Source organism: Micromonospora arida (genome assembly GCF_003857035.1).
GTDB lineage: Bacteria > Actinomycetota > Actinomycetes > Mycobacteriales > Micromonosporaceae > Micromonospora > Micromonospora arida.
Map to the genome: position 1 here is coordinate 1 of NZ_QGSY01000145.1, position 13667 is coordinate 13667.

The 13667-nt window shown below is 72.7% G+C and carries 13 protein-coding genes and 1 pseudogene; 10 read left to right on the forward strand and 4 right to left on the reverse strand.

Annotation, left to right across the window (positions count from 1 at the left end):
* The 7 genes and pseudogenes from DLJ58_RS09780 to DLJ58_RS09810 form a co-directional block, all read left to right on the forward strand.
* Positions 1–759 (forward strand): carbohydrate ABC transporter permease (locus DLJ58_RS09780; RefSeq protein ID WP_158629564.1); only part of this gene is annotated, 759 nt, incomplete at its 5' end.
* On the forward strand, positions 756–3140 hold the full coding sequence (locus DLJ58_RS09785; RefSeq protein ID WP_124854993.1) for a tetratricopeptide repeat protein: 2385 nt from the start codon (positions 756–758) through the stop codon (positions 3138–3140). The genes DLJ58_RS09780 and DLJ58_RS09785, both read left to right, overlap by 4 nt.
* 86 nt (positions 3141–3226) lie before the next feature.
* Positions 3227–3838: pseudogene (locus tag DLJ58_RS09790) on the forward strand (IS607 family transposase).
* Positions 3835–5244, forward strand: coding sequence for an RNA-guided endonuclease TnpB family protein (locus DLJ58_RS09795; protein ID WP_124854995.1), 1410 nt, complete (start codon positions 3835–3837; stop codon positions 5242–5244). Before DLJ58_RS09790 ends, DLJ58_RS09795 begins: the two are co-directional and overlap by 4 nt.
* A gap of 23 nt (positions 5245–5267) precedes the next feature.
* Complete coding sequence (locus DLJ58_RS09800) at positions 5268–5891, forward strand: ABC transporter ATP-binding protein (protein ID WP_112602474.1); 624 nt, start codon at positions 5268–5270, stop codon at positions 5889–5891.
* Positions 5888–7309, forward strand: a complete 1422-nt coding sequence (locus DLJ58_RS09805; RefSeq protein WP_124854997.1) for a DUF6297 family protein — start codon at positions 5888–5890, stop codon at positions 7307–7309. The genes DLJ58_RS09800 and DLJ58_RS09805 overlap by 4 nt, the downstream gene beginning before the upstream one ends.
* Positions 7310–7493: 184 nt before the next feature.
* The gene (locus tag DLJ58_RS09810; RefSeq protein WP_124854999.1) at positions 7494–8072 is read left to right on the forward strand and encodes a dihydrofolate reductase family protein; all 579 of its coding nucleotides are present in this window, start codon (positions 7494–7496) and stop codon (positions 8070–8072) included.
* Here the strand turns inward: DLJ58_RS09810 and DLJ58_RS09815 are convergent.
* Entirely contained in the window at positions 8054–8764 is a 711-nt protein-coding gene (locus DLJ58_RS09815) for a helix-turn-helix domain-containing protein (protein WP_124855001.1), read from the reverse strand. The two genes, DLJ58_RS09810 and DLJ58_RS09815, sit on opposite strands and share 19 nt — an antisense overlap.
* A 9-nt stretch (positions 8765–8773) precedes the next feature.
* On the reverse strand, positions 8774–10258 hold the full coding sequence (gene pdxR / locus DLJ58_RS09820; protein ID WP_124855003.1) for a MocR-like pyridoxine biosynthesis transcription factor PdxR: 1485 nt from the start codon (positions 10256–10258) through the stop codon (positions 8774–8776).
* A 62-nt stretch (positions 10259–10320) separates the two neighbouring features.
* On the opposite strand from pdxR, the gene DLJ58_RS09825 reads away from it, so the two are divergent.
* Positions 10321–10932 carry a LysE family translocator gene (locus tag DLJ58_RS09825; protein ID WP_091406584.1) on the forward strand — a complete coding sequence of 204 codons (612 nt, stop codon included), beginning with the start codon at positions 10321–10323 and terminating at the stop codon, positions 10930–10932.
* Positions 10933–10939: 7 nt separating this feature from the next.
* Complete coding sequence (locus DLJ58_RS09830; RefSeq protein ID WP_124855005.1) at positions 10940–11683, forward strand: B3/B4 domain-containing protein; 744 nt, start codon at positions 10940–10942, stop codon at positions 11681–11683.
* On the opposite strand, the gene DLJ58_RS09835 is transcribed toward DLJ58_RS09830, so the two are convergent.
* Positions 11656–12258, reverse strand: a complete 603-nt coding sequence (locus tag DLJ58_RS09835) for an MBL fold metallo-hydrolase (RefSeq protein ID WP_124855007.1) — start codon at positions 12256–12258, stop codon at positions 11656–11658. The genes DLJ58_RS09830 and DLJ58_RS09835 overlap by 28 nt on opposite strands.
* A gap of 79 nt (positions 12259–12337) precedes the next feature.
* Between DLJ58_RS09835 and DLJ58_RS09840 the strand changes: the two genes are divergently transcribed.
* The gene (locus DLJ58_RS09840; protein WP_124855009.1) at positions 12338–13144 is read left to right on the forward strand and encodes an SDR family oxidoreductase; all 807 of its coding nucleotides are present in this window, start codon (positions 12338–12340) and stop codon (positions 13142–13144) included.
* 19 nt (positions 13145–13163) lie between these two features.
* Here the strand turns inward: DLJ58_RS09840 and DLJ58_RS09845 are convergent, their stop codons facing one another.
* Positions 13164–13502: a hypothetical protein gene (locus DLJ58_RS09845; RefSeq protein ID WP_124855011.1), complete on the reverse strand. Its 339-nt coding sequence runs from the start codon at positions 13500–13502 to the stop codon at positions 13164–13166.
* Positions 13503–13667 lie beyond the last annotated feature (165 nt).

Here is a 13667-nt window from a genome sequence, read left to right on the forward strand (position 1 = left end):
ATCGCCTGGCTGGTGCCGCTGGCGGTGCTGGTCGCCACGTCGGCGCACGGCCGGGTGGACGCCGCCGCGCGCGGCTGGTGGTCGGCGCCGCCGAACGGCGAGTCCTACCGCGACCTGGTCACCGGCACCGAGCTGTGGCGCACGCTGGGCTTCACCCTGCTGCTGGCCACCGCGGTGACCGCCACGGTGCTGGTGGTCGCGCTGCTGGCCGCGTACCCGTTGGCCTGGTTGACCGGGCCGGCCGCGCAGGCCACCGGGCTGCTGTTGCTGGCGGCCAGCGTCGTACCGATCCAGGTCATCGCCGGGCCGGTCAACGAGGTGCTGGGCCTGGTGCTCTCCTCCGGTACGGCCCAGGGCCTGGCCCTGGTGCACATCGCGCTGGGCGTGCCGTTCGCGGTGCTGGTGCTGCGTAACGCGTTCGCCGACCTGCCGGTGGAGCAGGTCCGCGACGCCCGGTTGGGCGGGCGTCGGTGGTGGCACACCCTGCGCCGGTTGGCCCGGCACAACCTGTCGGCGGTGGTGGCGGTCTCCGTGCTGGAGTTCGTCCAGGTCTGGAACGACCTGGTGGTGGGGCGGCTGTTCGGCGGGCCGGGGTCGTCGCCGCTCGGGCCGTTCCTGGCTGAGCAGACCCGCAGCTTCGTGAGCAACAGTGGGGCGTTGGCCGCCAGCTCGGTGCTCGCCTCGGTGCTGCCGGTGGTGCTCGTGGTCCTCTCGCGGCGGCACCTGGTCGCCGGGCTCGTCTCCGGGGGTGTGCGGTGACCGGGCCGGGTGGTTCGCGTGGCGGCTCGCGCTGGCCGGCGCTGATCGCGATCGGCGGCGTGGTCGGCAGCGTCCTCGCCAACGTGGCCAGCAACCTGGCCGGCAATGTCCTCTCCGAGCTGGCCGCCAGCGTGCTCGGGCCGGTGACCATCGTCCTGGCCTCCGGCGGCGTCGTCGGTTACGTGGTGTACGAGGTGCGCCGCCGCCGGGCTGGCCGGGAGGTCGACCCCGAGCCGACGGAGGTGCTCACCACCCCGGCCGCCGGGGCGCCCAATCTGCCCTACACGGCCGAGTTCACCGGCCGTGAGGAGCACGTCGACGCGGTGGTCGGTCTCCTCACGCGGGAGCACGCGGTGGCGGTTCTGGGCCGACGCGCGGTGGGCACCTCCGCGTGCGCGGTGCAGGCCGCGAACGAGTGCCGGAAGGATTTCCCCGACGGCCAGTACTACCTGGACCTGCGACGGCGCGGCCGACCCCGCTCGGCCCGGCAGGTGCTCACCGCGCTGGCCCGGATCCTGGGCACCGCCCCGCCGTACTCCGGCCGGCCGGACGCGCTCGCCGCCGCCGCCGACGCGCTGCGCGGTCAGCTCGACGGTCGCAAGATCGTGCTGGTGCTGGACAACGTGGACCGTCCCGACCAGGTCCGGCCACTGTTGCCGCCCACCGCGCGGACCTGCCGCCTGTTGCTCGCCGGTGGTCCGGCGCTGGTCGGTCTGGAGGGTGTGGTCGCACACTGGATCGCCGAACCGGGCACGTCCGAGGCGGTGGAGCTGTTCGCGACGGCGGGTGGAGCCGCGCCCGCCGCCCGGGTCCATCGCGCCGACCCGCGCACCGATCCGGCGGTACGCGAGATCGTCGACCTGTGCGGGCGGCAACCGCGTACCGTCCGCGCGCTCGGTTACCGGACCGCTCAGCACGGCTGGCGGCACTCCGACGTGCTGGACGCGCTGCGCCGCGCGGTGCAGACGCCACCGCACCAGCGGCTCGCCGTCTCACCGGCAGCCCGGCTGGTCACCGAACGGGACATCGCGTACCGGGTGTTGCCCCGCCAGGCCCGACGGTTGTACCGGCTGATGTCGCTGGTTCCCGCCCCGGTGGACCGGCCCACCATCGCCGCGCTGGCCGGACGACACCCCGAGCTGGTGACCGCACTGCTCGACCGGTTGGCCGCGGCGGCGTTCGTGGTCGGCGCGCCCGGCGACCGGTACGAGATCCGCCCCCTGCTGGCCGGCAGCGCCCGGCTGCACCTGCGGGACGCGGATCCGGTCCGGGCCCGGGTCGCCGCGCAGGCCCGCCTGACCCGGCACCTGGCCCGCCAGGCCGAACGGCACGTGGCCAACCTGGCGGTGCTCGGCTCGCCGGGGGACCGGGAGTGGTCGCTGCCGCTGGACGACGACCCGTACGGCTGGTTCGACCTGCACCAGGAACTGCTGCTGGCGGTGGTGCGGGTGCCGGCCGGCGCGAAGGAGACCCTGCCCCGCCGGGTCCGTCGGTGGTGGTTCCGGCTGGCCGTGGCGCTGTGCGGGTGGCTGGCGTACGCCGAGCGGCTCGACGAGTGGGAGCAGGTCTGCCGCACCGTGCTGGCCACCCCGACCGCCGACGACCGTCCGGAGATCGCCGGGTGGGCGCACAACGAGCTGGGGGTGCTGCGTCGACGCCGGCACGACCCGCAGGGTGCGGCGGCCGCGCTCACCCTCGCGGTCAACGAGCGGGGGCGGCGGGGCAACGCCCAGGCGCGGATGAACCTCGGCCTGGCCCTGCTCGACCTGGGGCAGCTCGACGACGCGGTGGAACACCTGGAGATGTCCCGCCGACACCGCTCCGGCGCCGACCGGGCCGGGCACGCCCTCACCGAGCTGGGCCTGGGCGCGGCCCAACTGGCCCGGGGCGAACCGGACACCGCGCACCACCACCTGGTGCGGGCGGCCAACACGTTCCGGTCGGTGGGCGACGCGCGCGGGTACGCGGCGGCGCTGACGAATTTGGTGCTGGTGCACTCGGCGCTCGGCGAGCACCTGGACGCCGCCCAGGCGTGGCGGGCCGCACTTCGCGAGTACGAGTCGGTCAACGACCCGACCAGCCGGGCGACGGCGCTGCTCAACGCCGGAGCGACGCTGCTGAGCAGCACCCCGGGGCAGGCGCGGACGGCGTACGAGCTGCTGGCCGAGAGCCGCCGGCTGCGCGAGGAGACCCGGCCGACAGCCGGACTGGCGCGTACCCTGCTCTACCTGGGTGACGCCTGCTCCGCGCTGGGCGACCAGGCCGACGCGCGGCGGCACTGGGCGGACGCGGCGGCGGTGGCCGAGGAGGTCGCCGATGCCCAGGGGCTGGCCGCCGCCGACGCCCGGCTGGACAACGACGCCGACACCCCAGTGACGTAGGTCGCCCACGGTGGCTGCTGGCACAGGTCTAGGAGACTGGACTCTAGATGTGCCTTGTTACTCATTGTTTCCCGAACTAAGCAATTATGGGCAGGTTTTATCGCATTTCGGAGTTCGCGGAACGCATTGGTCGTTCCGCGAGCGCGGTGCGCCGATAGGAGGCTGAGGCCGGATTGTCACCAGACGCACCCCACCGGCCAGCGGTACTTCGACGAGTCCGATGTGTGCGCCGTGCTCACTCCCGCTTTTTCGCGAGACGACCGGAAGGTGATCGCTTACTGTCGGTTGTCTTCCGCCGGACAGCGCGACGACCTTGCGTCGCAGCGCACCGCCATGGAGACGTTCTGCCTAGCCCGAGGGCTGGCCGTGCACGAGTGGGTCAGTGAGATCGGCGGTGGTATGGATTTGCTGCGGCCTAAGCTTCTCAACGTCATGAGCCGAGTCAAGGCCGGGCAGGTGTCGACGCTGGTCATCGCCCACAAGGACCGGCTGGCCCGGTTCGGCTTCGACTATCTCGCCTACGAGGTGAGGTGGCCGGATGTGAGCTGTTGGTGACCAACCAGGAATCGCTGTCACCGCGGGAAGAGATGGTCGCCGACCTGTTGTCGATCGTGCATAGTTTCTCAGGTCGGCTCCATGGCCTGCGCCGATACGAGAAGCCGATGAAGACCGACGACTTGAACGGGGGTGCCCGGTGAAGACCACCCGGATCGCTTACTCGCAGCGACTCAACGTCGGCAAGTATCGTGCGCTGGCCGAGCAGGCTCGGCGACTCGGGCGGGTACGCAGTGAGGTATGGCGCCGCTACGGCTCCGTGGCCGGGGCAGGGCTGACGGACCGGCAGGTCCGCGACCAGTGGTTAGCCGAGGGCACACACCGACGGTTCGAGGTGCTGGCCAACGCGTGGAAAGAGACCGTCCGTGACGCGATGGCCGACATCACCGCCAGCCGGGAGTCGGCGAAGGCGGTGGTACGTCGGGCGGTTGGGCGTCATACCGCAGACCCCGCCGCGCGCAGACGGCTGTTGGGGCTGCTCAAGACCAACAAATGGTCCGGCGACGCATACCTGGCCCGGCAGATGCGCAAGCACTGGCGGCGCGGGCAAAATCACACCCACAACCAAATCGTGGTGCGCGCCGACAAGCACCACACCCATGTCGACGGCAACGGCCTTCTGTGGCTGGCCGTGCCGGGGCTCGTGCGGCGTCAGCTTGTGCGTATCCCGTTGAATACCACCGTCGCGCCGAGGGGCACGCTGCGGCTGATCCTGCGCGCCGACCGGGTCGAGGTCCACTACCAGATCGACGCCGCCACCATGAAGACCTCACAGCGTCCGTGCGGCGGAGCGACGATCGGCGTGGACAAAGGCTACACGGAGGTACTGACCGACTCCGACGGCAACCACCACGGCGCACGCCTCGGTCGGTTACTGACAACAGAGTCGGATCGGACCAAGGAACGCAACCGCCGCCGGGCGAAGCTGCGTTCGATCGCCAACAACGCCGCCCGGCGCGGCGACCAGGCCAAGGCGGACCGGATCAGCCAGAACAACCTGGGCAGCGTCAAGCGTGACCGGCAGGCCGCCCGCCACCGGGCACAGGTCCGCACGGAGATCTTCACCGCTGTACATCGAGTCGTCGACAAGGCCACCGTCGTCGTGGCCGAAGACCTCACCAAGACCTTCGCCGGGCGTAAACCGCTCGGCAGGGACACCAACCGACGCCTCGCCGCGTGGACCAAAGGAGTCACCGCCGAGGCGCTGGCCAGCGTGTCGGAGCGCAGAGGTTCTGCGCTCGTGCACGTCAACGCCGCCTACACCTCACAAGTCTGTCACCGCTGCGGCTGCCTCGGCCGCCGCGCCGGGGACCGGCTTCACTGCACAGTGTGCGGGGTGGTGTGGCAGGCCGACGTGAACGCCGCGATCAACGTCCTGCAACGACACGGTGACCCCGACATCACCCTGCGCACCCCGCACAACTTGGTGAAGCAGATCGTGCAGACACGGGCCAATCGCCACCGGAGCAGACTGCCGCTCCCGGACTTCAGCCCAGCCCTGCTGAGCGAAGAGCGAATCATCCGGAAGTCTCACCCCGATCAGGTGTGAGCAACAAGAAGGAAGCAGACTCTGTGATCGTGGACGCGCTCTCGGTACGGGGACTCAGTCGCAACTTCGGCAACCTGGTCGTGCTCGACGAGGTGAGCTTCACGCTCCCGGCGGGCCGGATCGCGGTGGTGCTGGGCCCCAACGGCAGCGGCAAGACCACTCTGCTGCGCTGTGTCGTCGGCGCCGACCGGCCGGACGCCGGTGAGGTGCTGGTGCAGGGCCGCCGGGCCGACGAGACCGATCCTCAGGTGCGTGCGCTGGTGGCAGCCGCCCTGGACGACATCGACTTCTTCCCCGACCTGTCGGTGGTCGAGCACCTGGAGTTGGTCGCGTACGCCCACGGGGGTGACGCCGAGCCGGTCGAGGAGGTCCTCGCCGAGCTGGGTCTGGAGCCGGCCCGCGACCAACTGCCGGTGACGCTGTCCAGCGGGCAGCGCCGCCGGCTGGCGCTGGCGTCCTGTTTCGTCCGGCCCCGCCGGGTGCTGATCCTGGACGAGCCCGAGCAGCGGCTGGACGTCCGCGGGCGACAGTGGCTCGCCGACCGACTCCTCCGCGAACGGGCGGCGGGCACGGCCGTGCTGTTGGCCTCGCACGACCCGGAGCTGATCGACGCGGTGGTCGACGAGCGCATCGAGATCGGCAAGTGACCGCGGCGCCGGCCACGATCGCCGACACGCCGGTCGGGGTGCCGAGCGCCCGGCAGGTGCGGACGCACCTGCGCAAAGCACGCAGCCGGCACCACGACCATTCCCTCGGTGACGTGCTCGGCGATGCGTACGTCATGGTCCTGTTCGTGGGCATGTACGGCTGGTTCGCGATCAGCGCCAGCCGTGACCTGCTGGACTCCCCCACGGTGGGGCAGGCCGAGCCGGGCGTGCGGTGGTGGCTGGCGGTCGCCGCGCTGCTCGCCGGCGCGGGGCTGGCCTGGCGTGGTCTGCGCGCGCTCGGCCCGCTGCTGGTCACCCCCGCGACACAGAGCTGGGCGACCAGCGCGCCCATCGACCGGCGGGCCTGGCTGGCGCCGCGCTTCGTCCTCCTGCTGCTGGGCTCGGCGGCCGGCACCGCGGCGCTCGGAGTGGCGGTGGCGGCGCTCGGTGGGGTCAGCGAACCGTCCGCCCTGGGCTGGGCGGCGGCGGCCGGCGCGGGGTGGGGCGCGGCCGCGCTGGCGCTCAGCGTCGTCGCCCAGAGCAGCCGGTCGGGGCGACGCTGGCCGAGCGTGGTCGGGGCGGCGCCGATGGTGGCGGCGGCCGTGATCACCGCTCTGGTGGTGTTCGTCGGTCGCCTCGACGACGGGCTGCCCCGGCCGACGACGACACCGACCGTCGCGTTGTTCGCCGTCGCGGTGCCGCTCGCGGTCGTGGGCATGATCCTCGCGGTACGCGCGCTGCCCCGGGTCGACCGGGCCACCCTGACCACCGGCGCGCAGTTCGCCAACGCCGCCGCCACGGCCACGATCCTGCTGGATCCGAGCCTGCTCGCCGGCCTCGTGGAGAGCCGCCGCTGGCGCCGGATCGGGCGGGTCCGCAGCCGCCGGTTCCGGCCTGGCCCCGGCTGGTGGGCACTGCTCCAAGCCGACGTACGCCGGCTGCGCCGGCACCCGAGCGCCGTGCTGATCTGGGCGGCGCTGATCGGGGTGCAGTTCGCTGCCGCGCTCGCCCTGCCCGGGTTGGCCGGGGCCACGCAGGTGGTGTTCGCGTACCTCGCCGCCAACCGGCTGACCGGCGGTCTGCGGTCGGTCAGCCGCTCACCCGGGCTGCGCCGGGCGCTCGGTGGGAGCGACAACCTGCTGCGCGGGATCCACGTGGTGGTGCCGGCTGTCGGCGCGGGCCTGTGGTGGTTGCTGACCCTGCCCACCGTCGACCCGGGGCCGGCCTGGCTGGCGCCGACGCTGGCGCTCGGTGTGGTGGCCGCCGCGTTCCGGGCCGGCACCCGCCCGCCGATCAACTACGGCGGCGCGACGGTCAACACGCCGTTCGGGATGATCCCGGTCGACCTGATGCGTCAGGGGTCACGGGGGCCGGCGCTGCTCGCCGTGCTGGTCCTCGTCCAGCTGTTCCTGGGCTGAGCGGGCTCATCCGCCCGGCCGACCGGGCGGCTGAGCGGGCTCATCCGCCCGGCCGGTCGGCCTGATCACGGCACCAGACCCGGCGGCGTGTTCGGAGCGGCTGTCGTTTCCGTCCAAGACAGCGCCGCGACCGCGATCTAGCGTGGACCCTGCAGCCCGCTTCCGAGCATGAGGAGACAACACAATGCGCGACCTGGTCTATACCGGTTTCATGTCGCTCGACGGCGTCGTGGACTCGCCCGGCGGCGGGCCGGGTGAGGAGCACCGCAGCGGCGGTTGGGTGTTCAAGGACCTCGAGTTCGTCCCAGAGGCCTGGTCGCTGAAGGGCGAGGAACTAGCTGACACGACGGCGTTGATGTTCGGCCGTCGCAGCTACGAGGCGTTCTCGCCGGTCTGGCCCGGTTCGGAGGACCACGCCGACTACAAGGAGCTGCCCAAGTACGTGGTGTCGAGCACGCTGTCCGACGACGCGCTCGTCGACGGGTGGGGGCCGACGACGATCCTGCGCTCGACCGGGGACGTCGCCGCGCTCAAGCAGGGCGAGGGCGGAGCGATCTTCATCCATGGCAGCGCGGAGCTGGCCCGCCGGCTGTCCGATGAGGGGCTGATCGACCAGTACAACCTGCTCGTCTTCCCCGTGCTGCTCGGTGCCGGCAAGAGCCTGTTCGGCCGGGCCGACCGCGACAAGTACATGCTGACCCTGCGAGAGTCGGAGAGCTACTCGAACGGGATCCTCAAGGTGGTCTACGACGTCAAGCGCTGATCCAGGTCGAGGGCGATGGCGCCGCCGGTGCCCTCCCGTAGCTGCCGGACGGTGCGTCCGAGGTAGCAGCGCAGCGCCCGGGCCAGGTGCGGCTCGTCGAAGTAGTCGAGCTTGGCGACCACGTCGGCGGCCGGGTCGCCGGTGGCCAGCAGCTCCGCCGCCGCGCGGGCCCGCTCGATCTGCCGGACCGCGCCGCGCGTCAGGCCGGTCGCGGCGCGGAACCGGCGTTCGACGGTGCGCGCCGAGACGACCGGACGGTGGCCCCGCAGCAGCTCGGCGACGAGCAGGTCACGGACCACGGTGCCCTCCCGGACGAGGCTGTCGACAAGGACCTCAGCGTCGTCGGGGCCGGGCGTCTCCCAGCGCGCGCCGTCCAGCCGGAACGTCCGGCGCGTGGTGTCGGGAAGCTCGATGCCGCCGTCGACCAGCGTCGGCGGGGGCACGGCCCGCAACGAGGTGCCCACGGCGAACTCGATGCCGGTGAAGGTAGCGCCCTCCGGCACCGGCGCCGTGCCGGTCCGGGTCTCGGGACCGGTGATGCTCGCGTACGTCCGGCCAGCCTGCGCCCAGAACACCAGGCCCCAACGCACGCCTGCCACGGATGTCATCGTGGTGACCTGCTCGCTCGTGCAGGTCCACACGGTGTCGACCCATGGCGAGTCGGACCCGCGCGTCTCGAACCGCAGTCCCACGGGCGAAGGTTACGCCGGACGGTCCTGGGCCCCGAGCGCGGCGGCGACAGCGGCGACGCCGTCCTCGATCTCGGTGGGCGTACGGGCCGCGTAGCCGAGCACGAGACCGGGCCGGTACGGCCGCTGGCAGTGCCAGGACAGGGGTTGCACCTTCACCCCGCGCGCCAGCGTCGCCGCAGCCAGTTCGGTGTCGACCACGGTGTCGTCCAGCGTGATCATCAGATGCAGGCCAGCGGCGGCGCCGTGCACCGTCGCCGACGGCAGCGCGCGGGCCAGCGCGGCGATCATGGCGTCCCGCCGGCGGATGTGTCGGCGACGCAGCAGCCGTAGATGCCGCTCGAAGGCGCCGGAGGTCATCAACTCCGCCAGCACCAGTTGCGGTAGCACGGCGTTGCCCAGGTCGGCGTTGCGCTTGGCGGCCACCACGGCCTCGCGCAGCCGCGCCGGCACGAGCAGCCAGCCGACCCGCAGGGCTGGGGCGAGCAGTTTGGAGACGCTGCCGGCGTAGCAGACCTGCTCGGGCAGCAGACCACGCAGCGCCGGCACCGGAGGACGGTCGTAGCGGTGCTCGGCGTCGTAGTCGTCCTCGATGATCAGACCGCCGGCCCGCGCCCAGGCGACGAGTTGGCGGCGGCGGTCACCGTCGAGCACCACACCGGTCGGGAACTGGTGCGCGGGGGTGAGCATCACTGCCGGTACGCCGCTGGCGGTCAACTCGTCGACCCGCAGCCCGGCGTCGTCGACGCTGATCGGCGGGGTGTCCATCCGCCAGTTGTTCAGGTGCTGGCGCACCCCGAGCGAGCCCGGGTCCTCGACGGCGACCCGGTCGAGGCCGGCAGCGGTGAGTGCCTGGGCGAGCAGCCCGAGCGCCTGGGAGACGCCGGCCACGATGATCACCTCGGCGGGGTCGACGCTGATGCCACGGTTGCGGGCCAGCCAGGCGGCGACGGCCTGTCGCAGCGCGGGCGTGCCACAGGGGTCGCCGTAGCCGAGGTCGGCGGCGGCGAGGCGGCGCAGCACGCTCCGTTCGGCGCGCAGCCAGTCCGCGCGGGGAAAGGCGGCCAGATCGGGTACGCCGGGCGTCAGGTCGATGGACGCGTGCGCCGCGCGTACCGCGTCGAAGATGTCGGTGCCCGGTGCCGGCGGGAAGGTCGTGACCGGTGCCGGCGCGGCGGCCGGTGTGGGTGTGGGCGCAGCCGGCGCGGCGACGACGACAGTGCCGGCCCGACCCCGACCGGCGATGTGCCCCTCCTCGGTCAGGCGCTGGTACGCCTCGGTGACCACGCCCCGGGAGACACCGAGGTCGGCGGCGAGCTCCCGGGTCGGGGGCAGCCGGTCACCGACCGGCACCCGTCCTTCGGCGATGGCCTGCCGCAGCCGGTCGGTCAGCCAGGCGGCGCGCCCGCCCGGCGTCGCGTCGGTGATGGTCAGGTGCAGGAAGTCGGACCCGGCCGATATGGACCTCTCGGACGCAGTCGCTTTGGCTCTGCCCATCGGACCATTGTGGCAGCAGAGTGAGCAGGAGCCAGACCTGCCAACTCCGTCGGAGGACGATCGTGACCATCCCGTTCCTGATCACCACGCTGATCGTGGTGGTCACCCCCGGCACCGGGGTGATCTTCACGCTCTCCGCCGGCCTGTCGCGGGGTGCGCGGGCCGGGGTGCTGGCCGCGTTCGCCTGCACGCTGGGGACGTTGCCCCATCTGCTGGCCGCGATGACCGGGCTGGCCGCGCTGATGCAGACCAGCGCGGTGGCGTTCGAGACAGTCCGCTACCTCGGCGTCGGCTACCTGCTCTACCTGGCCTGGTCCATGGCGCGGGACCGCGACGCCTTCGCGGTGACCACCGACGCCCCACCCCGCTCGGCGATCCGGGTGATCGTCTCCGGCGTGCTGGTCAACCTGCTCAACCCGAAGCCGACGATGTTCTTCGTCGCGTTCCTGCCGCAGTTCGTGGACACCACGGCACCGGGCTCGACCCGGGCGATGCTCGGCTGCGGCGCGGTGTTCATGCTGCTCACCTTCGTGGTGTTCAGCGGCTACGGCATCTTCGCGGCCCGGGTACGCGACCGGGTGCTGACCCGACCCCGGGTCACCGACTGGTTGCGCCGATCCGCCGCCGGCACGTTCGTCGCGCTCGGCGTGACCCTCGCCCTCACCGAACGATAGGACCACAGTGCAGTTCGAACACTCTCCGCGGCTTCGCGCCGCGTACCCCGACCTGGTCGCCGGTGTGGTGCAGGCCGCCGGGATCACCGCCACCGTCGACGTGGCGGCACGCACGGCGGCTCATCTCGCCCAGGCGCGGCGGCGGTTGGCCGGTGGGGCCGAGAGCGGGTTCCCGGAGATCCAGGCGTGGCGGCGGGCGTACGCGGCGATGGGGCTGCGGCCCACCAGGTACCGGTGCGCCGCCGAGGCGCTGCTGCGTCGACTGCGCCTCGACGGCGAACTGCCCCGGGTGCACCCGCTCGTCGACCTCTGCAACGCCATCTCGGCCGCGTACGCCATCCCGGTCGCGGCGCTCGACCTGGACCGCGTCGACGGCGACCTGGTGGTCCGGCCGGCACACGGCGACGAGGCGTACCTGAGTTTCGCGGGCGACACCGAGCATCCCGAGCCGGGCGAGGTGACCTTCGTCGATTCCGCCGGACGGGCACACGCCCGACGGTGGACGAACCGGCAGAGCGGCTGGTCGGCCGTACGGGAGGGCACCTCGTCGGTGCTGATCGTCGCCGAGGCGCTGCACCCGGGTGGCGAGCCGGCCGTGACCAGACTGGTCGCCGACCTCGTGACGGAGCTGACCGAGGGGTGGTCCGCCCCGACGGCCACCGCGGTGCTCACCGCCGCCGCGCCCCGTTTCCGCACCCCGGCGGCGGCGGATGACGACAGGGGTCAGGCGGTGTCGCCGGGCAGCAGGTGACGGTAGCCGGGGATCGTCTCGGCGAACCAACCCGCGACACTGGCCAGACCGCGGTCGTTGAGCTGCGCGTCGTGGATCGGGTACGCCACCGCCGCGCCCACGGCGCCGGCGAACCGGATCGCCTCGTCGAGGCGCAGCCAGGACCCCTGAGCCGGGACGAGCAGGGCGCGCACCGGCTCGTCCGGCACATGCAGGGCGTCGCCCGGGTGGTAGAGCTCGCCGCCGATCAGGTAGCCGAGGTTCGGGCAGTCGGGCTGCCCCTCGTGGATCGCGGCGTGCCGGCCACCGTGCGCGCTGACCGGAATGCCGGCCGCCGTGAACCGCTCGCCCGCACGGACCCGGGTCACCGGCAACGGGGCGAGATCCGGCAGGCGGGCACCCTCCGGCGCGTACACGGGGACACCGAGACCGGCGAGCCGCAACACGTCTATGTGGTCGGTGTGCTCGTGGGTGACCAGGACGGCGTCCGCGCCGGCCAGGGCCCGCGGCTCGCTCCACGTCCCCGGGTCGACGACCAGCACCCCGCCGTCGTGCTCGACGCGGACACAGGCGTGCGTGAATCGGGTGATCCGCATCAGGCGACGGTACGCCGCCGGCGACTGAGTCGTGGTCCTCGTGGCGGTTGGGTCGGCCCTGCCGGGGTAGTGCGGCACCATGCCGCAGCGATATGAGAACTACCCGAGGATCGCGGTCGTCACCGGCGCGGACTCCGGCATCGGCAAGGCCTGCGCGGTGGCGCTGGCCAAGGCCGGTTTCGAGATCGGCATCACCTGGTACGGCGATCCCGACGGCGCGGAGCGGACGGCCACCGAGGTCCGCGCGACGGGGCGGCGTTGCGAGGTCGCCGAGGTGGACCTGACCCGACTGCCGGCCGCGGCGGCGGTGGTGGACGAGTTGGCCGACCGGCTGGGCGGCATCGGGGTGCTGGTCAACAACGCCGGCATCGGGGCCTCGACGCCGTTCGTCGACACGGGGTGGGAGCAGTGGCGCGAGGTGCTCGCCGTCGACCTGGACGCGCCCTTCCTGTGCGCCCAGCGGGCCGCGCGACGGATGCGGGCCACCGGTGCCGGCGGGCGGATCATCAACATCACCAGCGTGCACGAGCACGCGCCCCGGGTGGGCTCCGCCGCGTACTGTGCCGCGAAGGGTGGGCTCGGGCTGCTGACCCGGGTGATGGCCCAGGAGTTGGCGGCCGAGGGGATCACCGTCAACGCCGTCGCCCCGGGCGAGATCGCCACACCGATGACCGGTCAGGAGGATGTCGACCCGTTCACCCAGGACCGGCCCGGCGTGCCGCTGGGGCGGCCCGGCGACGCCCGGGAGGTGGCCGCAGTTGTCGCGTTGCTCGCCTCCCCCGCCGCCAGCTACGTCACCGGCGCGTCCTGGCCGGTCGACGGGGGCATGCTGCTGATGGGTCCCCAGGCCACGGCGTTGACGAGCGACGACTGGCGATCGGTCTGAGCGGCACCGGCGGGCGTCGTCAGCGCATCGGTGCGGCCGACGCCCGGACGATGTACGCGAACTGCACACCGAACGCCGCCACCGCCACCAGCACCCCGACCAGGACCGTCAGCCCGACCCCGACCCCGACGGTCGTGGCCACCAGTGCGATGCCGAGCCCGCTCAGCACCGCGTTGACCGCGCCCACGAGTGCGGCCGTGGTCAGCAGGAACTCCCACCGCCCCGGACGCGTGCCGACCAGGTTCCAGGCCGTACTCATGGCGTCGCCGGCCACCACCGCGTCGGCGAAGAAGTCGTGCTCGCCGCCGAGCTGGTGATGGTAGTAGGCGCGGATGCGCTGGATTCGCCCCTCGTCCACCCCGCCACCCTCCGTGGTCGCACGATTCCGTTACCGTCACCCTATGAGCGGTGAGGCGGGTCCGAGCGGGGAACCAGCCGCTCGGAGAACGGGACAGCGCCCAGCAAAGCGGGCACGTATCCTCCGAACTCCGGTGATCAGCAAGCGGTGGTGGGGCCGACCGAC

Bases quoted from the DNA above. Each gene is read 5' to 3' on its own strand.
- DLJ58_RS09810 (WP_124854999.1), top strand. From the start codon at position 7,494: ATGCGCGACCTGGTCTATACCGGTTTCATGTCGCTCGACGGCGTCGTG.
- pdxR (WP_124855003.1), bottom strand. From the start codon at position 10,258: ATGGGCAGAGCCAAAGCGACTGCGTCCGAGAGGTCCATATCGGCCGGG.
- DLJ58_RS09835 (WP_124855007.1), bottom strand. From the start codon at position 12,258: ATGCGGATCACCCGATTCACGCACGCCTGTGTCCGCGTCGAGCACGAC.
- DLJ58_RS09840 (WP_124855009.1), top strand. From the start codon at position 12,338: ATGCCGCAGCGATATGAGAACTACCCGAGGATCGCGGTCGTCACCGGC.